This is a genomic window from Mycobacterium sp. Aquia_216 (assembly GCF_026723865.1).
Taxonomy (GTDB): domain Bacteria; phylum Actinomycetota; class Actinomycetes; order Mycobacteriales; family Mycobacteriaceae; genus Mycobacterium.
This window is the reverse complement of the sequence record NZ_CP113529.1, coordinates 3,328,135-3,349,154: the sequence shown is the minus strand read 5'-3', so window position 1 is coordinate 3,349,154 and position 21,020 is coordinate 3,328,135. Positions and strand designations below refer to the sequence as shown.

The 21,020-nt window shown below is 68.4% G+C and carries 18 protein-coding genes; 7 read left to right on the top strand and 11 right to left on the bottom strand.

What is annotated here, in order from left to right; translation table 11 throughout:
* Positions 1 to 11 precede the first annotated feature (11 nt).
* Positions 12 to 1,244, top strand: a complete 1,233-nt coding sequence (locus OK015_RS15525) for an NAD(P)/FAD-dependent oxidoreductase (protein WP_268124157.1) — start codon at positions 12 to 14, stop codon at positions 1,242 to 1,244.
* Here the strand turns inward: OK015_RS15525 and OK015_RS15520 are convergent.
* The 3 genes from OK015_RS15520 to OK015_RS15510 all read right to left on the bottom strand — a co-directional run bounded on the left by OK015_RS15520 (position 1,218) and on the right by OK015_RS15510 (position 7,389).
* Entirely contained in the window at positions 1,218 to 3,341 is a 2,124-nt protein-coding gene (locus tag OK015_RS15520; protein WP_268124154.1) for an NAD-dependent epimerase/dehydratase family protein, read from the bottom strand. The genes OK015_RS15525 and OK015_RS15520 overlap by 27 nt on opposite strands.
* 108 nt (positions 3,342 to 3,449) lie before the next feature.
* A complete protein-coding gene (locus OK015_RS15515) occupies positions 3,450 to 4,934 on the bottom strand; it encodes an acetyl-CoA acetyltransferase (protein WP_268124152.1) in 1,485 nt (494 codons plus the stop codon).
* Positions 4,935 to 4,977: 43 nt separating this feature from the next.
* The gene (locus OK015_RS15510; RefSeq protein WP_268124150.1) at positions 4,978 to 7,389 is read right to left on the bottom strand and encodes a CaiB/BaiF CoA-transferase family protein; all 2,412 of its coding nucleotides are present in this window, start codon (positions 7,387 to 7,389) and stop codon (positions 4,978 to 4,980) included.
* 133 nt (positions 7,390 to 7,522) lie between these two features.
* Between OK015_RS15510 and OK015_RS15505 the strand changes: the two genes are divergently transcribed.
* Entirely contained in the window at positions 7,523 to 8,422 is a 900-nt protein-coding gene (locus OK015_RS15505) for an undecaprenyl-diphosphate phosphatase (RefSeq protein WP_268132773.1), read from the top strand.
* Here the strand turns inward: OK015_RS15505 and OK015_RS15500 are convergent.
* A complete protein-coding gene (locus OK015_RS15500; protein WP_268124148.1) occupies positions 8,409 to 8,930 on the bottom strand; it encodes a GNAT family N-acetyltransferase in 522 nt (173 codons plus the stop codon). The genes OK015_RS15505 and OK015_RS15500 overlap by 14 nt on opposite strands.
* 93 nt (positions 8,931 to 9,023) lie before the next feature.
* Between OK015_RS15500 and OK015_RS15495 the strand changes: the two genes are divergently transcribed.
* Genes OK015_RS15495 through OK015_RS15485 form a run of 3 tightly spaced genes read left to right on the top strand, consistent with a single transcriptional unit; the run spans position 9,024 to position 13,113 of the window.
* Positions 9,024 to 9,872: an SDR family oxidoreductase gene (locus OK015_RS15495; protein WP_268124146.1), complete on the top strand. Its 849-nt coding sequence runs from the start codon at positions 9,024 to 9,026 to the stop codon at positions 9,870 to 9,872.
* 46 nt (positions 9,873 to 9,918) lie between these two features.
* On the top strand, positions 9,919 to 12,300 hold the full coding sequence (locus OK015_RS15490; RefSeq protein ID WP_268124144.1) for a phosphoketolase family protein: 2,382 nt from the start codon (positions 9,919 to 9,921) through the stop codon (positions 12,298 to 12,300).
* A 45-nt stretch (positions 12,301 to 12,345) separates the two neighbouring features.
* Complete coding sequence (locus OK015_RS15485) at positions 12,346 to 13,113, top strand: CPBP family intramembrane glutamic endopeptidase (protein ID WP_442791114.1); 768 nt, start codon at positions 12,346 to 12,348, stop codon at positions 13,111 to 13,113.
* 6 nt (positions 13,114 to 13,119) lie between these two features.
* On the opposite strand, the gene OK015_RS15480 is transcribed toward OK015_RS15485, so the two are convergent.
* The 6 genes from OK015_RS15480 to OK015_RS15455 all read right to left on the bottom strand — a co-directional run bounded on the left by OK015_RS15480 (position 13,120) and on the right by OK015_RS15455 (position 17,958).
* A complete protein-coding gene (locus tag OK015_RS15480) occupies positions 13,120 to 14,148 on the bottom strand; it encodes a zinc-binding alcohol dehydrogenase family protein (protein WP_268124142.1) in 1,029 nt (342 codons plus the stop codon).
* Positions 14,149 to 14,198: 50 nt separating this feature from the next.
* A complete protein-coding gene (locus tag OK015_RS15475) occupies positions 14,199 to 14,477 on the bottom strand; it encodes a GlsB/YeaQ/YmgE family stress response membrane protein (RefSeq protein ID WP_268124140.1) in 279 nt (92 codons plus the stop codon).
* 108 nt (positions 14,478 to 14,585) lie between these two features.
* The gene (locus tag OK015_RS15470) at positions 14,586 to 14,888 is read right to left on the bottom strand and encodes a GlsB/YeaQ/YmgE family stress response membrane protein (protein ID WP_268124138.1); all 303 of its coding nucleotides are present in this window, start codon (positions 14,886 to 14,888) and stop codon (positions 14,586 to 14,588) included.
* Positions 14,889 to 14,906: 18 nt separating this feature from the next.
* Positions 14,907 to 15,920 (bottom strand): alanine and proline-rich secreted protein Apa, encoded by a 1,014-nt coding sequence (locus OK015_RS15465; RefSeq protein ID WP_268124136.1) that lies wholly within the window; start codon positions 15,918 to 15,920, stop codon positions 14,907 to 14,909.
* Between the two features lie 108 nt (positions 15,921 to 16,028).
* Positions 16,029 to 17,153: a sulfate/molybdate ABC transporter ATP-binding protein gene (locus OK015_RS15460; RefSeq protein ID WP_268124134.1), complete on the bottom strand. Its 1,125-nt coding sequence runs from the start codon at positions 17,151 to 17,153 to the stop codon at positions 16,029 to 16,031.
* Positions 17,154 to 17,160: 7 nt separating this feature from the next.
* On the bottom strand, positions 17,161 to 17,958 hold the full coding sequence (locus OK015_RS15455; protein WP_268132770.1) for an ABC transporter permease: 798 nt from the start codon (positions 17,956 to 17,958) through the stop codon (positions 17,161 to 17,163).
* 307 nt (positions 17,959 to 18,265) lie between these two features.
* Here OK015_RS15455 and OK015_RS15450 point away from each other — a divergent pair, with 307 nt between their 5' ends.
* A complete protein-coding gene (locus tag OK015_RS15450; protein ID WP_268124132.1) occupies positions 18,266 to 19,057 on the top strand; it encodes a class I SAM-dependent methyltransferase in 792 nt (263 codons plus the stop codon).
* A gap of 24 nt (positions 19,058 to 19,081) precedes the next feature.
* On the opposite strand, the gene modA is transcribed toward OK015_RS15450, so the two are convergent.
* Positions 19,082 to 19,867 (bottom strand): molybdate ABC transporter substrate-binding protein, encoded by a 786-nt coding sequence (gene modA / locus OK015_RS15445; protein WP_268124130.1) that lies wholly within the window; start codon positions 19,865 to 19,867, stop codon positions 19,082 to 19,084.
* 183 nt (positions 19,868 to 20,050) lie between these two features.
* On the opposite strand from modA, the gene OK015_RS15440 reads away from it, so the two are divergent.
* Complete coding sequence (locus OK015_RS15440) at positions 20,051 to 20,728, top strand: SDR family oxidoreductase (RefSeq protein ID WP_268124128.1); 678 nt, start codon at positions 20,051 to 20,053, stop codon at positions 20,726 to 20,728.
* The last annotated feature ends 292 nt before the right edge of the window (positions 20,729 to 21,020 follow it).

Here is a 21,020-nt window from a genome sequence, read left to right as displayed (position 1 = left end):
GAGCAGCGATCATGGCCAGCTCGAGTACATTCGTCATCGTCGGCGGCGGACTTGCCGGGGCCAAAGCAGTAGAAGCTCTGCGCGACAACGACTTTGACGGGCAAATCGTTCTGTTCGCCGATGAGGAACGTCTGCCCTACGAACGACCCCCGCTTTCCAAGGAGTATCTCGCCGGCAAGAAGTCGCTGACCGAATTCACGGTGCAGAACTCAGACTGGTACTTCGACCACAATGTCGACTTGCGGCTCGGATCGCGGGCGTCCACGCTGGACGCCGCCGCACACACCGTCGCACTTGGCGATGGCACCGCGGTGCGATACGACAAATTGCTGCTGGCCACCGGCTCGGCATCCCGGCGCCCACCGATCCCCGGCTCGAACGCGGACGGGGTCCACTACCTACGCAGCTACGACGACGCCGAGCTACTGACTTCTGTTCTCAGCGAAGGAGCTTCGCTGGCCGTGGTCGGCGCCGGATGGATCGGGCTCGAGGTGACCGCCGCTGCACGTCAGCGCGGCGTCGAGGTAACCGTCGTCGAGGCCGCCCAACAACCGTTGGTGGCCGCACTCGGCGAAACGGTCGGCGAGGTGTTCGCCAACCTGCATCGCGATCACGGCGTGGATCTGCGGCTCGAGGCGCAGGTCGAGGAGATCTCCACGGCGGAGGGAAGGGCCACCGGGCTGCGGCTGCGCGACGGTTCGACGGTCGTTGCCGATGCCGTTTTGGTGGCCGTCGGCGCGGAGCCGAATATCGAACTCGCCGAGCGGGCCGGGCTGTCCATCGGAGACGGCGGTGTGCTCGTCGATGCCTCGCTGCGAACCAGCGATCCCGACATCTACGCGGTCGGCGACATCGCGGCCGCCGAGCACCCGTTATATGGCACCCGCATCCGTACCGAACACTGGGCCAATGCCCTCAAGCAGCCCGCGGTGGCGGCCGCCGGAATGCTTGGCACGCCAGGCGAATACGCGGAGCTGCCCTATTTCTTCACCGATCAGTACGACCTCGGAATGGAGTACGCCGGGTACGCGCCCAGCTTCGAGCGGGTGGTCTTGCGTGGCGACGTCGCGGGGCGTGAGTTCGTGGCGTTCTGGCTGGACGGCGACAACCGGGTGCGGGCCGGGATGAACGTCAACATCTGGGATGTGCTGGACGACGTCAAAGCCCTGATCCGGTCCAAGGTGGGCGTCGACCCCGACAAATTGGCCGACCCGCAGTCAGCCCTCGGCGATCTCCTGGACTGACGGTGGGTCGACCGGCACCCAGTCGTGGTCGATGACTTCGGGCGGGCGCTGCGCTTGCAAGCGTTCCCGTTCGGCACGCCGACGTTTGATCCGCAACCGGGCATCGGCCGGCATGGTGACCAATTCGTCGCAGGTCAGGTAATACACATCATCGACGACGTCGATCAAGTCGGCCGCGACCCGGCGAGATCCAAGCTCGCGCAACGTCATTCGAAGTTCATGCGTGAACCGCAGGGTGGCGTCGTGGGCAAGCTCGCGCGAAACGCGGGCGTTGGTGGCGATTCGCTGGACCAGCGTCACGGGCGGGTCTGACTCGGCGGGCTCGCCGGCGAACTCGGCGGCCGCGCTCAGCAGCAACGCCGGGTCGTCGCTGAAGACTCGGCTGGCCAGCTCGGCTTCCCCGGGGCCGCGGTGCCCGATCTGGGCGATCGCCGCATCGAGGAGCGCGGCGGTACTGGGCGACAACGCGCGGATGCTGGCGAGGTTGCCTTCCTGCGCCATCGCGCGCAGTGGCGGGTCGAGGCGTAGCGCCGCTGTCAGCTCCGCGATTTCGTCGGCGATGCGGCCGCTTTCCATGATCGCGCCCACGCCGGGCACGCGGGTGGCCGCTTCGGTGTACTCCAGCGCCGCCGCGGTGACACCGGAGTCGATCAACCACAAGGCCGTCAGAATCCAGCCCTGGTGAATGCGGTCCCGCAGCAACCGCACTCGGACTCCGAGGCCCGCGTCGGGCAACAGACTCAGCTGCGCGGCATCCCAGTGCTCGGCCTTTGCGGCGGCGCTGTAGGCCCGCGTATCGGCCTTGAGATGACGCATCAACGCCAGCGATCGTGTCGTGGCGACCGCCTTGGCGACCGACCCGAGTGCTCCTCCGGCCAGCCGCGGCTGACCAAACGGCAGCACGTCCCCGACCTGTGGCTGGCCGACCAGGGCGCGCCGGACCAGGGCCTTGTCATCCCAGCCGAGCAACTGGTTGGCGGCGACGACGTTGGCCGACACCCCGACATAAGGCCGATGGCCGAACACCGCGACGGCCCTGCTGGCCCACTCGTCGTCTACCACCCCGCCCAACGCCAGCGCCTGACCCATCACCCGGCTGGCGGTGTGCAACCCGCTCACCTGGACATCGAGGGTTATCGGGGTCAACGGCCCGGGCAGCGCCTCGGTGAGGCCATCGGTCGCGAACACCGGGAACCGTGGATCGATGCGGTCGTCGAACTCGCCCTCCACTCCCTCCGGTGCGGCGCTGGGCAGTTCGTCGGAAGGCGCGGGCCGCGGGAGAACCTCCACGGGCAGCGCCATCTGCGCCCCGTGGCTGGTCGCGCCGGCGGCACCGAGCCTACGGCCGACGAGTCCCCGCGCGGTGTCGGCGACCGCATCGAACGCCGCCCAGCCAAACTCGAACAGCCAATCCTCTTGTGCGGCGACGATATCCATCGGTGGAATCAGCTGTGACCAACCGTGAATCCGATGAATTCGCGACCGGGGGTCCACGGCGCGCAGCAGCCGCCAGGCGGTCACCACATTGGTGGTATCCGGGGTGGCCAGATCCACCACGCCGGTGCGGTCGGTGTTCAGCGCCAATACCAGAAAGCGCACCAGGTCGTCGAGGTGCAGCACCCGCATCGGCTGCGTCGAGACCTTGGCGCGCAACAGCGTGGCCGCGGTGCGGCACACCATCCAGTCGAGCTGGCGGCCCACCGGCGGTGCGATCCGGACGATCAGGCTCGGGCCCAGGCCGGTGGACACCAGGTCCTCGGCCGGTTCGTACACCTGCGGGGAGCCTGCGGCGTGGGACACGAACAGCAGGCGGGCACCGGCGCGGCCGGCCGCATGCGTCACATAGGCCACCCCGTTGATGCCCGCACTGCCCGGTACTCCGGGTTCCACCGGGGCCAGGTGGATCACCGCATCGGCTTCATCGGCAAGTTCTTGCAGGACGGGGTCGCTCAGCGAGGCGCAGACAAATTCGACCGCCGGGTCCAGGCGGGGGTCTGACTGCTCAGAAATGCCGGTAACGGAATGCCCGGCAGCAATCAGCTGCCGGGCAACCAGCCTCCCGACCGTGCCGGTGGCGTCGGTAACCAGGATGTGCACCTGGGCTCACCTCCCCCAACGTCCCCTTCGACAATATGCGTGCCACTATGACTGCGCGACTGCTACGCGGACAACAGTGCTCTGGCCAGGGAATTTATTTCCCGGCGCCTACTGCAGCGTGGCGCTGCCGTCCCCGGCGACGGCGACCTTGGCGCCACCGATGTCTTCACGAACAGTGGCCTGGGCCGAGTCGGGATCGGTGATGACCGCCAGCGCCCGGGACCCGTCGGGCGTTCGCACAGCAACGAACGCCTTCTCCGGGTGCCCGTCGCGGTCGAACGGCGTCGTCCACGATTCGACGGTGCCGACGCCCTCCCACTCGACCAGCCCTTCCCGGGTCGGCTCCCGCTCTACCGCGGGTTGCATGTTCTCCCAACGGAATTCGGCAGGTGGTTCGGTGCTGTATACGCCGAAGCTGTGCTTGGTCAGGTAGCCGCCGTTGGCGGTGATCAGGGCGCGTCGTCCGGGATTGGCCACCAGCAACTCGGCCACGGTGGCGATCGAGTGCATGACGTAGTTGCTCCAGGGACCGCCGGCGAACGTCAGCCCACCGGTGACGGTCAGCGGGCGGGCGGGGTCGTCGGTACTCAATCCCAGCTCGCCGGCCGCCACCTGAACGGCGGACGGAAAGCACGAGTACAGGTCGACGTAGTCGACATCGTCGATGCCGAGGCCCGCGAGCTCCAGCACCCGAGCGCCGGCGATCCGGATGGCGGTCGAGCGGTGTAGTTCGTCGCGTTCGGCGATGGAAGGCGTGTCGTAAGCGTCCGTGCCGGCGTGCGGGTAGATCCACCGCTCGGCGGGGATTTGCAGGCGCTCGGCCTGCTCGACCGACGTCAAGATCAGCGCCGCGCCCTGATCGACCATGTTGTTGGAGTTCATCAGCTTCGTATAGGGCCAGCTGATCATCCGGTTCTGGGGGCCGGGCTGCGAGATCTCGGCCGCGGTCGCCGGCTTCCGGATCCACGCGTGCGGATTGTCGACCGCGACGGCGTTGAAGCGCGCCCACAGCTCGCCGACGCGGGTGCGGTGGTCCTCGACCGACTCGCCGTTGGCGATGCGAAGCGCCTGCTCGAACAGCGGGTAGACGTAGGCGGGCCGGTCCAGGCTGATCCTGATCTCGGCGTCCCCGGCCATCGGCACATCTTCGCCGCTGACCTGCGCCATCGGCACGGATTCGTCCTGAGCCGTCCACTGCAGCCGACCGCCCTTGGCCTTCAGTCCTCGCCTGGTGCGCCAGGTTTCGGCGCCGGTAAGCAGCACCACGCCGGCGCGGCCCCGCTGGATGTCCAGGCACGCCTGGTTGAGCAGGGTCTGCGGCACGTTGCCGCCGACCGGGCTGTACAGCGTCGTGAACTTCTGTGCGCCGATGCGCTCGCCGACCAACAGCCCGGCGTCGCGGTAGGTGGCCGAAAGGACGTTCACCACCCGGATGGAGTCCACGGACTCGAGAACCCCGGCGTCGGCGGCTTGCCGGGCGGCGGCGACCATCAGGTCGACGGGCTCGACCGACCGTGTTTCCGGGTCGATCTGGTCCCGGTGGTTGACCTGGCCGTAGCCGATCAGCACCGGTGTTCTGGGGTCGACGGGCATAGGACGAACTTATCCTGGCGACGCTCGCGGCCCGGCGCAGTGGTCACCGCAGGCCGGCGCGGCCCGTCGTAGCCGGGGCGAACAACACCCGATCGGTGATCAGCCGGTCGATCTCCTCGGTACTCATCTGCAGCAGTTCCCGGCAGAGTTCGCGGGTGTCCTGACCGGGCAGGGGCGCGGGACGTTGCGGCGCCGAGGGGATGTGGCGGAACGGCGCCGGGCCGGTCTCGGCCGGCAGCGGTCGCTCGACCAGGGGATGCACCATGTCGCTGAGCAGTTTTCGTTCGAGCAGCTGTGGGTCCTCGAGCACGTCCGGCGGCCGGTTCATCGGCCCGGCCGGAATCCCGGCCGCCTGTAGCGCCTCGGCGGCGTGGACCGGGCTTTGCCTGCGGCTCCAGGCCGAGAGCAGCCCCACCAACTCGGTGCGATGGGCCACCCGCGCCTCTCCGGTCGCGAAGCGCGGGTCGTCAGCAAGCTGGGGCTGCTCCAAAAGCGCGGTAGCACACTGCCAGTCGCTGTCCGAGCGGATGGAGATGACGCACCACTCGTCATCGCCGGCACAGGGGTAGACCGCGTGCACGCTGGTGTCGTCGCAGACCTCCGCTGCGCCGGCCCGCGACGCGGCCTGGGTGACATACAGGGTGTCCAGCTGATTGACGACGACCTCGGCCTGGGAAATGTGCACGTGGGCCGGGTCGCCGGTCCGGTCGCGCCGGATCAGCGCGGCCAGCGCCGCGATCGCGGTGACCCGTCCCACGACGTGGTCGGGAAAGATCGTGGTCGCGTCGTAAAAGGCATGCCGGGCGCCCGCTGCGCGGGCTTCCTCGGAGGCTTCCTCGGACGTCCAGAGACTGGTCACGCCGGTGGTGGCGCGGACCAACGGACCGTAGCCCATGCGCCTGCTCCACGGGCCCCGGTTTCCGAACGCACTGCTGCCCGCGAGCACGATCCGCGGATTGAGCTCGCGCAGCGTTTCGAACGAAAACCCCAGCGAGGTAAGGGTTCCCGGCTTGAAGTTGGCGAATACCGCGTCGGCGTCGGCGACCAGACGGCCAAAGATCTCCTTGCCCTGCTCGCTGCGCAGGTCCAGGCCCAGCGCCAGGTGGTTGCGGTGCGCCCAAGCGAACGATTCGCTCATGACATGGCCGACGCGCGACTGCCGCAGCCCATCCGGGTAGTCGGCACTTTCGACCTTGACGACCTGGGCGCCCAGGTCCCCGAAGAGCCGGCTGAGCTCGCCACCGGCGACGATCACGCCCAGATCGAGAATCCGCAGGTCTTTGAGCGGATACTCGCCGGCCCGGCCGGACGGTGCGGCCGTCACCGGGTCGGCCAGCCAGCACGGCGTGTCGGCTCCGGCGGAGGGGGCCGGGGTGCGGAACCCGGAGCGCTCGTCGTCGACCACGAAGTATCCGGTGGGCACGTCGGTGCGCACCCCGGGAACGAGCTCGGCGTGGGTGATCGCGCCCACGGCCTGGAAGTGTTCGGAGGCCAGGATGCGCGACGGCGTCAGCGCCGCGGAGATGGGGACTCCGTGAGCCTGCCCCTCGGCGACCAGCTCCTTCATGGTCTTGTCGGCGAACAACGCGTCGACCAGCACGCTGATCTGCGGCCACGCGGCGAACCGGGCGCCGAGCGTGTCGAACTTCGGGTCCTGGAACTCCGCCGGCTCCCCCAGCCAGCGGCGCAGGCCGCGCCACTGCCGTGGCGCCATGACGCAGAGGCGAACGTAGCCGTCCCGGCACGGGCAGATCGGGTAAGGGTCCTGGTTTTTCGGGCGGCCCCGCCACCCGCTGGTGCGCTGCCCGGCGGTGGCCTGCCCATGCGCGCCGAAGGCCGGGTCGAGCGCCATGACGACCGCGTCGAACCGGGAGAAGTCGATGTAATCCCCTGTGCCGCAACGTAGTTTGTTGTAGTACCCGACGAGCGCGGCCCAGGCCGCCTGCACGGCGGCAGTGGCCGAGGCGATGCCGTCGGGCGGTAGCACCGGAGTGCCGACGGTGGGGCCGGATCGCGACAGCGAGCCCGACATCGCGAACAGCACGGGATCGGTCGCACGCCACGACGAGCGCGGACCCGTCGCACCGAAGTCGGTGATCGACAGCACGACCAGGTGGGGATGGCGATCGGCCAACTCGGCACCCGACGTCCCGAACGCGACGGCCTGACCCGCCGCCTCGACGACGATGTCGGCGCCCGCGACGAGCTCGAAGAACCTGCTTCGGTCGCCGTCGTCGTGCGAATCCAGCACCACGCTGCGCTTGTTGGCGTTGTGTACGGCGAACGGGATGCTGGCGCCGGCCAGGGTCGGTTTGTCGTGGCGAGCCGGGCTGCCGCGCGGGGGCTCCACTTTGACGACATCGGCGCCCAGGTCGGCGAGCAGGCGGGTCACCGTGTCGGTGACGCCGCCGGACAAGTCGAGGACGCGCACCGCGGTGAGCAACCTGTCGGCCATGGGCTCACCGTACCGGCCCGCCGCGGCGACGCTTCGCGTGGTGGCCAAAAGCTCAGTCGCCCAAGCGGGTTCGGGTTGGCAATCCCGTACCGCTACGCTCTGTGGCGTTGCCGACGACGAGGAGCCCGAACGGATGAGCCCGCACCTGAGCTACGTCGAAGCCGTCATTGTCGGTGCTGCCCAGGGCATCACCGAACTGTTCCCGGTGTCGAGCCTCGGGCACTCGATCCTGGTGCCGGCGCTGGTCGGCGGGCAATGGGCCCAAGACCTCAACGTCTCCGCACCCCAGTCGCCCTACCTGGCGTTCATCGTCGGCCTACACGTCGCAACCGCCGCCGCGCTGCTGGTGTTCTTCTGGCGGGACTGGCTGCGGGTGCTGGCCGGGTTCGTCTCCTCGGTGCGGTATCGCCGGCTTCAGACGTCCGACGAGCGGTTGGCGTGGCTCATCGTGGCCGGCACCATCCCGGTGGGCCTCGCGGGGCTGTTTCTGGAGCGGCTGTTCCGCACCACGCTGGGCAATCCGATCCCGGCCGCGGTATTTCTGGTTCTCAACGGAATCGCGCTATACGCGGGCGAGGCACTGCGCCGTCGGGCGGCGATGCCGGAGCGCCAGCCGGTCGACCACACCGGCGAGGCCGTCGACCATCGGCTCGCCGAGCTTCCGCTCGGGCAGGGCGTGTTGATCGGCGCCGCTCAAATCCTGGCCCTGCTGCCCGGCATCAGCCGCTCCGGCATCACGATCGTCGCGGGCCTGTGGCGCGGCCTGTCGCATGAGGACGCCGCCCGCTTCTCCTTCTTGCTGGCGACACCGATCATCCTGGCCGCCGGGGTCTACAAGATCCCAGATCTGTTCGGGCCGTTGGGAACCGGGATCGGCGGCCAGGTCCTCGCCGGCAGCATCGCCTCGTTCGTCTGCGCCTACCTCGCCGTGCGCTACCTCACCCGGTATTTCGAAACCCGCACTTTGACACCGTTCGCCATCTACTGCGCCGCGTTCGGCGCGGCCAGCCTGGCTTGGCTCACGCTGCGGTAGCTCCGAGTGCACATCGATAGCGCACTTCGTCCACGGCCACGTCGCCGTAGGTCGAGGTGCGGTGCGTCCCGTCGCATCGCCAGCCGTCGCGTTCGTAGAACCGTCGTGCGCGGGCATTGCCGTCCAGCACCCACAGCGCGGCGGCCGTGACGCCAACGCTACGGAGCCGAGCCCGGGCAGCGGTCATCAGTACCCGGCCCACCCCGGTGCCCGCATACGCCGGATCGACGTAAATCGCGATCAGCTCACCGAAGTTCGACAAATCGCCGTCGCGGCACAGACCGGTGGTGACCAGGCCGCACACCGTCGACCCGTCGAGCGCGACCTGGGTGGACGGCAACCCGGACCCCATGCGGCCAAACGTGTATCTGGTGGCCCACGGCTGCGGCTCGAGGCTGTCGAGGTACTCCCCGGCGAGGAGTCCCCGGTAGGCCCACTGCCAAGACCGGATGTGCACGCGGGCCACCTCGAGCGCATCGGCCGGGACGGCTCGCCGCACACTGATCACCGTTGCAGTATCGACGCCGCGACCGGGCCTGGCATCCGCCATTGTCGTCACGCCGTCGTTGCGCCGCCCGAAGCCGAGTGCTCTGCTTGACAGATGGCAGACACGGCATCCATCGGCCTCAAAGTCCACGGGAAGGTCATCGTGATCACCGGTGGCGCACGGGGAATCGGCCTGGCCACCGCGACCGCGCTGCACAACCTGGGCGCCAGGGTCGCGATCGGCGACGTCGACGAGGTCAGGGTCAAGGAGTCGGGTGCCGCGCTCGGCCTCGACGTCTACGGCAAACTCGATGTCACCGACCCGCATTCGTTCGCGGAATTCCTCGACGGGGTCGAGCGTCAACTCGGCCCGATCGACGTGCTGGTCAACAACGCCGGCATCATGCCCGTCGGCCGCATCATCGACGAGCCCGACGCCGTCACCCGCCGGATTCTGGACATCAACGTCTACGGCGTGATCCTCGGCAGCAAGCTGGCGGTGCAGCGCATGGTCCCCCGCGGCTGCGGGCATGTGATCAACGTCGCCTCGCTGGCCGGTGAGATCTATTCGGTCGGGCTGGCGAGCTACGGGGCCAGCAAGCATGCCGTGATCGGCTTCACCGACGCTGCCAGGTTGGAGTACCGCTCCGCCGGGGTGAAGTTCTCGATGGTGTTGCCGACGTTCGTGAACACCGAACTCGTCGCGGGCACCGCGGGTTTGAAGGGATTCCGAAACGCCGAGCCGTCCGACATCGCCGACGCGATCGTCGGGCTCGTCGCGCATCCCAAGCCCCGGGTGCGGGTCACCAAGGCGGCCGGCGCGCTGATCGCGACGCAGAAATTCCTGCCGCGGGTGGTCTCCGAGGGGCTGAACCGCGTCATGGGCGGTGAGCATGTCTTCACCGACGACATCGACGTCGACAAGCGCAAGGCGTATGAATCCCGTGCTCGCGGCGAAGAGTGACTTTCGCTCCTAGCGGCGTTCATCGGCGTCGCGGACAATCGGGCGGGTGAGCCTCGAAACCCCGACAACCGCGCCCGAAGCACTCTCCGACGACGACCTCACGCTGATCGACAAGTATTGGCGCGCCGCCAACTACCTGTCGGTTGGGCAGATCTACCTGCTGGACAACCCGCTGCTGTCCGAGCCGCTGGCGGCCGAGCACGTCAAACCCCGGCTGCTGGGGCATTGGGGCACCACGCCCGGGCTCAACCTCGTCTACGCGCACCTGAACCGGATCATCCGCAACCGCGACGCCAGCGTCATCTACATCACCGGGCCCGGCCACGGCGGTCCCGGCCTGGTGGCCAACGCGTACCTGGAAGGCACCTACACCGAGGTGTACAGCGGTATCGGCGAGGACGCCGAAGGACTGCGCCGACTGTTTCGTCAGTTCTCCTTCCCCGGCGGCATCCCCAGCCACGTCGCCGCCCAGACGCCGGGATCCATCCACGAAGGTGGCGAACTCGGCTACGCGCTGGTGCATGCGTTCGGCGCGGCGTTCGACAACCCCGATCTGGTGGTCGCGTGTGTGATCGGCGACGGCGAGGCCGAGACCGGCCCGCTGGCGGCCGGCTGGCACTCGAACAAGTTCCTCAACCCGGCCATCGACGGCGCGGTGTTGCCGATCCTGCACCTCAACGGCTACAAGATCGCCAACCCGACCGTGCTGGCCCGCATCCCGCGCACCGAGCTCGAATCGCTGTTGCGCGGCTACGGGTACCGGCCGATCACGGTGGCCGGTGACGACCCGGCCACCGTGCACCGGGAGCTGGCCGCCGCCTTGGACGATGCGTTCGACGACATTGCGGCGATTCAGCGCGCCGCGCGCACCGGCGAGACGACCGAGCGACCGGTGTGGCCGATGATCGTGCTGCGCACCCCGAAGGGCTGGACCGGGCCCAAGGTGGTCGACGGCAAACACGTCGAGGGCACCTGGCGAGCGCATCAGGTGCCGCTGTCCGAGACGCACCAGAACCCCGCGCACCGCGCGCAGCTGGAAGAGTGGCTGCGCAGTTACCGGCCCGACGAGCTGTTCGACTCCCGCGGCGCGCTGCGCGCGGAGCTGCGTGAGCTGGCGCCGAAGGGCCCGCGGCGGATGAGCGCCAACCCGCACGCCAACGGCGGCCTGCTGCTGCGTGAGCTGGATCTGCCGGACTTCCGCGACTACGCGGTGCCGGTGGACCAGCCGGCCACGTCCACCCACGAAGCCACCCGGGTGCTGGGGACGTTTTTGCGCGACGTGATCACCCGCAACCCCGATCGCTTCCGGCTGATGGGCCCCGACGAAACCGCATCCAACCGGCTGTCCCCCGTCTTCGAGTCCACCGGCAAGGTCTGGCTTTCGCGGACCGAACCCGACGACGAAGGCCTTGCGCCGGACGGTCGCGTGATGGAGGTGCTCTCCGAGCACCTGTGCCAGGGCTGGCTGGAGGGGTACCTGCTGACCGGGCGGCACGGGTTGTTCAACTGCTACGAGGCGTTCGTGCACATCGTCGACTCGATGCTCAACCAGCACGCCAAGTGGCTGTCCACCAGCCGCGAACTGCCCTGGCGACAGCCGATCGCGTCGCTGAACTACCTGCTCAGCTCGCACGTGTGGCGCCAGGACCACAACGGCGCCTCGCACCAGGACCCCGGGTTCATCGACCTGGTCGCCAACAAGCGCGCCGAGATCGTGCGGGTCTACCTGCCGCCGGACGGCAACACCTTGCTGTCGGTGGCGGACCACTGCCTGCGCAGCCGCGACTACATCAACGTCATCGTCGCCGGGAAGCAACCCGCCCTGGCCTACCTCGACATGGACGACGCGATCGCGCACTGCACCCGCGGCCTGGGAATCTGGCCATGGGCGAGCACCGCCACCGGCGAACCCGACGTGGTGCTGGCGTGCGCCGGCGACATCCCCACCCAAGAGGCTCTGGCCGCCGCCGACATCCTGCGTCGCGAACTGCCCGACCTGGCCGTGCGGGTGGTCAACGTCGTCGACCTGATGCGCCTGCAGCCGGATTCCGAACACCCACATGGGCTGCCCGACAAGGAATTCGACGCATTGTTCACCCGCGACAAGCCGGTCATCTTCGCCTATCACGGATACCCGTGGCTGATCCATCGGCTCAGCTATCGGCGCACCAATCACGCGAACATCCACGTGCGCGGGTTCAAGGAGCGTGGCACCACGACGACGCCGTTCGACATGGTGATGCTCAACGACCTCGACCGCTTCCACCTCGTCATCGACGTCATCGACCGGGTGGAGGGATTGGCCGGCCCGGCCGCGCTGCTTCGGCAGCGCATGGTCGACGCGCGGCTGGACGCCCGCCGCTACACGCGCGAACACGGGGAGGACGACCCGCAGATCGCGCAGTGGACGTGGGAGTCTCGCGGGTAGGCGAGTGACCGGTGCGGCGCTTCCTCGCAGGTAGACTCGGCAGGGATGTCTGAGTACGCCGCCTTCGACGCTGTTGACCTCCACCCGGTGGTCTCGCAGCTGTCGGCGCTGCACCGGCTGCGGCTGTACATGGATATCGCCCTGGTCGTCGCGGTGCTGGTGCTGACGAACCTGATCGCGCACTTCACCACGCCGTGGGCGAGCGTGGCGGCCGTCCCGGCCGCCGCCGTCGGGCTGGTGCTGTTGATGCGCTACACCGGGCTGGACTGGGGCGACCTGGGCCTGGGGCGCGAGCACTGGCGCTCCGGTGTGGGCTACGCCCTGGCTGCGGTGGCCGTCGTGGCGTCGGTGATCACGGTCGGCGTGCTATTGCCGATGACGCGGCCGATGTTCCTGAACAACCACTACGCGACGGTCTCCGGTGCGCTGATCGCCTCGATGGTCATCATCCCGCTGCAAACGGTGATCCCCGAGGAGCTGGCCTTCCGGGGTGTCCTGCACGGCACGCTGCATCGCGCGTGGGGATTTCGCGGCGTCGCACTCGTCGGCTCGTTGTTGTTCGGCCTGTGGCACGTCGCCACGTCGCTCGGTTTGACCAGCAACAACGTCGGTTTCACCCGGTTGTTCGGCGGCGGGTTCGTCGGGATGGCGGCCGGGGTGACATTGGCCGTGCTGGCGACGGGGAGCGCGGGGTTCGTCTTCAGCTGGCTGCGCCGGCGCAGCGGCAGCCTGATCGCGCCGATCGCGCTGCACTGGTCGTTGAACGGGCTGGGTGCGCTGGCCGCGGCCCTGGTCTGGCATCTGTCGGCCTGAGCCCGGCTACACCAACAGCACCGCGGCCCCGGAGATACGGCCGGCACTGAGATCGGCCAGCGCCTGATCAGCTCGCCCGAGCGGATATTCCGGCGTGGTCACCTCGATGCGGTGGCGTCCGGCGAAGTCGAGAAACTCGCGTGCATCGGCCCGGGTGTTCGACGTGACCGAGCGAATCTGGCGCTCCTGGAACAGGTGACGCTGATAGTTCAGGGCCGGGATATCCGACAGATGAATCCCGGCGATCGCCAAGGTGCCGCCGCGGTCGAGCGCCTCACACGCGGGCAGCACCAGGTCGCCGACCGGGGCGAACAGGATCGCGGCGTCCAGCGGCACCGGCGGCGGATCGGCGGCACCCTGAGCCGACGCGGCGCCGAGCGCCAACGCGAGCTCGCGCGCCTGTTCGCCGCGGGTCATCACGTGCACCTCGGCGCCTTGAGCCAACGCAACCTGCGCGGTGATGTGTGCGCTGCCGCCGAAGCCGTAGAGACCCAGCCGGCCACCCGGCGGTAGCTCGGCACGCAGCAGCGAGCGGTATCCGATGATGCCGGCGCACAACAGCGGCGCCAGCTCGCTGTCGCTGTAGCCGTCCGGCAGATGGTGCGCGAAAGCCGCTGGGACCGTCGCGAATTCAGCGTATCCACCGTCGGCATCCCAGCCGGTGTAGCGGGATTCCGGGCAGACGTTCTCGTCACCGCGACGGCAGTACTTGCACGCGCCGCAGGTGTGGCGCAGCCAGGCGATACCCACCCGGTCTCCTACGCCGAACCCGTCGCCGGCGTCGGCGCCCACTTCGACGACTTCGCCCACGACCTCGTGGCCCGGGGTGACCTGCGTGCGGTGCACCGGAAGGTCGCCCTCGGTCACGTGCAGGTCGGTGCGGCATACGCCGCAGGCGCGCACGGCCACCAGCAGCTCCGCGGGCGCGGGTCGCGGCACTTCGGTGGTGACCCGCTCGAGCGGGTCGGTGTCCACCGGACCGGGCTGACGCACCCGCCACGCGGTCATCGTCGTAGTGGTCGCCGTCGGGGCCATCACCCCATCATGCCGCTAGGCACTACCCTCCGGCATGAGCACAAAGGCCTCTACAAGGTCTTCGTGCGCGAGGTGGCGAATTTGTAGATCAGCAACAGCAGCACGGCGCCGACCAGCGCGCCCAGGAACGAGTGCTGAATCGGCGGATGAATGTCGAATTGGTGCGGCGGGAACACGATGCTGCCCAGGGTGCCGCCGACATACGCGCCGATGATGCCGAGCAGCGCGGTGGCGACCCAACCCATCGGCTGCTTGCCCGGCACCACAAGACGCGCAACCAGGCCGACGATGAGACCCAAGACGACTAGCCAGATGACGTGCAAAATCACGACCGGCTCCTTCGAGTATTAGCTGACAGAGGGGACGTGGGACGTATACCCGGCCCGGGGCAGCTCAACCTCATCAGCGATTCGCGACTTTCCTTGGTGTGGCGAGGCTTAGCGAGTCCTGCGCACCATGCCGACGATCCACAGCAGAATCGCCGAACCCAGCAGCGCGGCGAAGAAGGTGAACCATTTGCGGCCATGCTCCACGTCAAAGTGCAGCCACGCGAGAAGCATCCCTCCGATGAACCCACCGATCACGCCGACGACGATGTTCAGCAATATGCCGACACCGCCGCCTTTCACGATCTTGCCCGCTACCCAACCGGCAATTCCGCCAATGACGATGTAGGCGAGCCAGCTCACTGCCGTGGGCGGAGCGAAGGCCAGGTACTCGGTAGCTGCCACGACGTCCATGCGGGCACGCGTTACGAGTCAGGCGGGAAGCGTCGGCTGCGGCGTGGGGCTCGGAGTCGGAGTGACCTCACTCGCCGGTGCCTGACCCGGTGCCGGGGCGGGTGCGGGAGCCCCCGGAGCCGGCGGAGTCACCGGAGCCGGCGCACCCGGACCCGGCGCGCCAGGAGCGGACGGCGCGGTGAACGGCAGGATCGACTCGGCCAGCGCCTTGGCCCCGACCTTGTCTACCGGGTTGTTGCCGGTCCCCAGCCACACCACAAACCAGCGCTCGGGCGGGCCGGCGGTCGCTGCGTTGGGCGCGCTGACGACGCCGGTCCAGATCTGGCCGTTCGGCTTGCTCGGATCGCTGAACTTGACCTCGTAGAACGACGCGCTTCCGGTAATCCCGTTGGCGCCGGTGAGCGGGGTGGATTCCTGATTGATCCGGGTGCCCGGATACGGCATGAAGAACTCACCCATATCCGAGCCCAGCCGTACGGCGGCCTTGCCGTCGTTGGCTTCGGCACTGGCGTAGAGCTTTTGGTCCAGTCGTCCCATCACGATGCGGGTGTCGTTCGCAACCGGCGCCGGCTGATTGGGCGCCGGCGGCGGCCCGGTCATCTTGCTGAGCAGCGCCGAGCCGTAGTCGAGGTGCGAAGCGTCCGACTCCGCCCAGCCGGCGGGCAGCAGGTAGCTGAACCCACCGACGGGGTTGGTGATCCGAGCGATGTTCGGGTCGACCGGCGGCGGCGGTGGCGGTGCGTTCGGATCGACCGGAGCGGGCGGCGGGGGCGGGCCCGCGTTCGGGTCGCCCGGTGCCGGCTGCCCCGCGGGTGCCGGCGCACCAGGCGCGGGAGCCGCGGTCGTCGGCGCGGGTGCACCGGCCGGGGCCGGCGCGGTGGTCGTTGCCGGAACCGGAGTCGGGACCTCGGGATCGGCATTCGCGGGGGCCGGCAATGCGAAGGTGACGGCGCTGGCACTGGTCACCGTGGCGATCGCCAGCATCGCCCACAAACCTTTGCGACGTTGCGAGTTTGTGTCCACCTGATCCATGGCGACGAACCTACCGTGTTACCGCTGTGACGCAAGGGTGCCGTGCTGGCGACGCGAGGCGGTTTTCCCGATGTTGCCGGAGCGCAACCTGCGGCAAGTCTGCGCAGTTCACCGCTGGTTGGTGTGGTGCGGTGCGGCCGGATACAGCGCCACTTCGAGAGCTTTGACGGAAAACCACACCCGGTCTCCGGGGGTCAGCTGCAGCTCGGCGGCGGCGTCGACGGTGATCTCGGCGGCCAGGCCCGGGGCTCCGTCGGGCTGCTCCTGGCCGCGCACCACAACCGAGGGTCCGCGGATGTCCAGCTCCGAAACGTCGAGCTCGACGCAGTTGCGTGGACTGCCGTGCGGTGGCCCGCGGTAGACGGCCACTGCCGTTGGCGGGAACACCGCGATCGCGTTCTGCCCGGTGGTCAGCTCGGCGCCCAGCTGCTGGGCGGGGGTCCCGTACCAGTGGACGCCGGAGCGGGCGTGCAGTGCGCCGTCCGGTCCGATGGTTCCGCTGACCAGGTTGACCCCCGCGAGCCGGGCGCCGAAATGGCTGCGCGGCGCGGTGAGCACCTGGGGCACCGGCCCGACTTCGGAGATCTTCCCGGATTCCAGCACCAGCGCCCGGTCGGCCAGGGTGAACACATCCAGCAGGTCGTGGGTGATCAGGATGACCGCGCAGCCGCTGCGGGCGACCACGGTGCGCAACACCGCGCGGATGGCCGCGGCCGCCCCGACATCCAGGCCGGTCAGCGGCTCGTCGAGCAGCAACACATCGGGTTCGGCGGCCAACGCTCGCGCGATCGCGACCCGCTGAGCCTGACCGCCGGACAGCTGGCGGGGTTTGCGGTCGGCGAACTGCTCGGCATCCACCTCGCGCAGCCAGCGCAGCGCCGCCTGCTTCTCCGTGGCGCGGCCCGAACGGAACATGCCGCGACGGCTACGCGGTCCGAACGCCACGTTGGCGGCGACGCTCAGGTGCGGGAACAGCAACGGGTCCTGCAGCAGGAGCCCGACCCGACGATCGTGCGTCGCCACGTCCACCCCGGCCGCCGTGTCGGTCAACACCCGGTCGCCCAACCGCACTACCCCCTCGTCGGGGCGAACCAGCCCGGCGATGACGTGCAGGGCGGTCGACTTTCCCGCGCCGTTGGGTCCCAGCACCGCGAGCACCTCGCCGGGCGACACCGAGAACTCCACGTCGAGCTGGCGGTCGGCCACGACCGCACGAAGCTGCAACTCGCTCACTTCTCGCCTACCTCGCGTCTGTTCCGGTCAGCCGGCGAGCGCCCAGGCCGAGCACCACCAGTGCGGCCACCGCCACAAGCAGGATCGACAGTGCCACAGCGGCATTCGTGTCGTTCACCCGTTGCAGGTAGATCTCCAGGGGCAGGGTGCGGGTGACTCCCTGTCGCGAACCCGCGAACGTCAGCGTCGCGCCGAACTCCCCCAGCGAGCGGGCGAACGCCAGCACTCCCCCGGACATCAGGCCCGGCAGCAGCAGCGGCAGGGTGACCCGCCACCACACCGTGCTGGGGCGCGCCCCGAGCGTGGCCGCGACCACCTCGTAGTCGGATCCCGCGGTGCGGGCCGCGCCCTCGAGGGAGATCACCAGGAACGGCAACGAGACGAAGGTCTGTGCCAGCACGACGGCGGTCGTGCTGAAGGCGATGCTGATTCCGGCGGCTTCCAGGTACTGACCGATCAATCCGAGCCGGCCGAACGCGTAGAGCAAGGCAATGCCACCCACCACGGGCGGCAGCACGAGGGGCAGCAGGATCAGCGGCCGCAGCAGCCGGACCAGCCGCGCGGTGCTGCGCGCCAGGACCAGCGCCATCGGCACGCCCAGCAGCACGCACAGCACGGTGCTCGCGGCGGCGGTCTTCAGGCTCAGCAGTAGGGCGGTCTTGGACGACGAGCTGGTGACCAGCGACCAGAAATTCGGCCAATCAACCTTGATCGCGATCGCCAGCAACGGCAGCACGACAAAGAAGGCCCCCAGGGCGGCCGGGACAAACACCCAGCGGGGCAGGTTGCTACAACGTCTGGTAATACCTACACCTCTCACTGAGCGACGGCATCGACCCTGAATCCGCCGGGTGCGCGGGGCGCGGACCCGAACCCCTGAAGACGTTAGCCCGGAAAGGGAGAGCCGATGAAGCTTGCAGCTATCGCGGCGGACGCGGCTGTGACGATCTGGTGTGCACCGGCGGCGGTGGCGGTTTCCGGAGACGATCTAGTGGACCTATGCCGTTGCCGCCGACGGTGGACTATTCGCTTTGCGGCAGCAACGGGAGCCGACGCGGATCTACCTGAGTAAAACCAGCACATCAGCAAACATATGTTGGTAGAAGTGAGGCATGACGACGCCGGACTTCGCGCAGGCCGGGTTGTTCTTTGGGCACAACCTGCAGTCGCGGAGCGACGCGCCGACCACGCCAAACGCGCCGGGTGAGCTGGAGCGCTGGTTCGACGAACACACCGATGGCGACGGTGTCTGGAAGTGGCGGCACTACTTCGACATCTATGAGCGGCACTTCCGCAAGTTCGTCGGCCGTGAGGTCCACCTGCTGGAGATCGGGATCTACAGCGGCGGCAGCCTCGAGATGTGGCGCAAGTACTTCGGCGACGGCCTGCACCTCTATGGTGTCGATATCGCTCCTGAGGTCGTCACCTACGAATCCGACACGGTGAAGATTCTGGTCGGCGATCAGGGCGACCCGAACTTCTGGGTGCGAGCGCTGGCCGAGATCCCGAGGCTCGACATCGTGATCGATGACGGCGGCCACGAGCCGCACCAGCAGCGCGTCACCCTCGAGTCGCTGCTGCCGGTGCTCTCACCTGGCGGAGTGTTCCTCTGCGAGGACATCCATCACCCCCGCAACGAATTCTGGAACTACGTGAACGGACTGGAGCGCAACCTCCACCATTGGGAGGTCCAGGCGGTCGGACCGGGCCGCGAGGCGACGATCGGGCCGAGCAACTTCCAGCGGCTGATCTCCTCGGTCCACCAGTATCCGTACGTGGTCGTGCTGGAGCGCCGCGACGAGCCCCTCGCGACTCTGCAGTCGGAGCGCCGCGGGACCAACTGGCAGCCTTTCAACAGCGGTGCGCACGGTGTCGGCACCAACCGACCGCAGCGCGCCGAGTAGCCGCGGCCACTAAAAGCCCGGTGGTCAGGGTTTTGCGAAGCCCGACTGGGCCAGGATTTTCTGGCCCGCGTCGGACGTCACCAGGGTCACGAACTTCTGCGCCGTCGCCGCCTGCGGCGCCTTCTTCAAGACCCCGATCGGATAGACATTGACCGCACCGGCGGCCTCGGGAAAGTTGACCGTCGCGACTTTGTCTTTGGCACTCTTCGCGTCAGTGACGTAGACCAGCGCGGCGTCGGCCTGGCCGGTGGTGACCTTGTTGAGCACGTCGGTCACGCTGGGTTCCTCACTGACCGGGTTGAGGTGCACCCCGGTGCTGTTTTCGATGCGTTGGGTCGCCGCTCCGCATGGCACCGGCTGCTGGCAGATGACCACGCTAATGCCCGGTTTGGCCAGGTCGGCGAAGGAGCCGAGCTGCTTCGGATTACCCGGGGCGGTGACGATGACCAGCGTGTTGGCAGCGAAGTTCGTCGGGTCCCCCGCCAGCAACCCAGCTTTGACGACGGTGTCCATCTGTGCGGTGTCCGCCGACGCGAAGACGTCGGCGGACGCGCCCTGCGTCAGCTGCGTGGCGAGTTCGGAGGAACCCGCGAATTCGAATTCGACACCGCTCCCGGGATTGTCGGTTTTGAATTGCTGACTGAGCTGGGTGAAGGCGGGCTTGAGCGAGGCCGCGGCGAACACCACAATCGAGCCCGACGCCGGCGATGACTGCCCGGGCGACGACGACGGCGGCTTCGAACCACACGCCACCAAGCTCGCGACGAGCATCGTGGACACCAACCCGGCCAGAACCCCGATCCGACGCATGGTCAGACCCTAACTCGCGGGGGGTTAAGGGGTGACGACCAAAAAGTTATCGAAAATTGTCTGCGCGTCGCGGCGTCCTTAGTTTCCCCTTAGAGCTACTGTCCAGTAACATCGACGGAGATCGACGCCTTAACGCGCTGACATTTCAGGCGTCGGCAGTTCGACGTTGAACACGAGGAGGTCATGGCAGTGGAGGTGCTGGTCACTGGCGGCGACACGGATCTGGGACGGACAGTAGCCGAGGGCTTTCGCGATGACGGTCACAAGGTGACCCTCGTGGGTGCACGGCGCAGCGACCTGGAGGTCGCCGCCAAAGAGCTGGACGTCGACGCGATCGTCTGCGACACCACCGACCCCGCCAGCCTCGAAGAGGCCCGAGGGTTGTTCCCCCATCACCTGGACACGATCGTCAACGTGCCCGCCCCCGGCTGGGACGTCGGCGACCCCCGTACCTATTCGATGTCCGACGCCGCCAACGCGTGGCGCAACACCCTCGACGCGACCGTGCTCTCGGCGGTGCTGACGGTGCAAGCCGTCGGTGACCACCTGCGCTCGGGTGGTTCGATCATCAGCGTCGTGCCGGAGAACCCGCCGGCGGCCAGCGTCGACGCCGCGATCAAGGCGACGCTGTCGAGCTGGGTCTCCGGGCAGGCCGGCATTTTCGGCACGCGCGGGATCACGGTCAACGCCGTGGCGAGTGGGCGCAGCGCCCAGGCCGGCTACGAGGGGCTTTCGCGCACATCGCCTTCCGTCGCCGACGAGATCGCCCGGTTGGCGTTGTTCCTGACCACTCCGGCGGCCCGCCATATCACCGGCCAGACGCTGCACGTCAGCCACGGCGCGCTAGCGCGTTTCGCCTAGAGCTCCGTTTTGTGAGCCGCTCGCTTCGATAGAACGGGCGGCTGACACGCCCTCGAAGGCGCCCGACGCCGGCATCGACGGGGTGATCAATCAGCCCCGCCGCGCCTGGGTACACACCAGGTGTCGTCAGCACGACTCGCCGAGGCTTTGCGGCCCCTGCTCGGTATGTAACCGGGGTCGCATTCAAGCGTCGGACATGACGCGAATCACGTTGGCGTGACCAGGGGTAATGGGCTGGTGTGGTTGATTGCACAGGCTTACTACCTGGGTCTCGGGGCAGCGGGGTGACTAC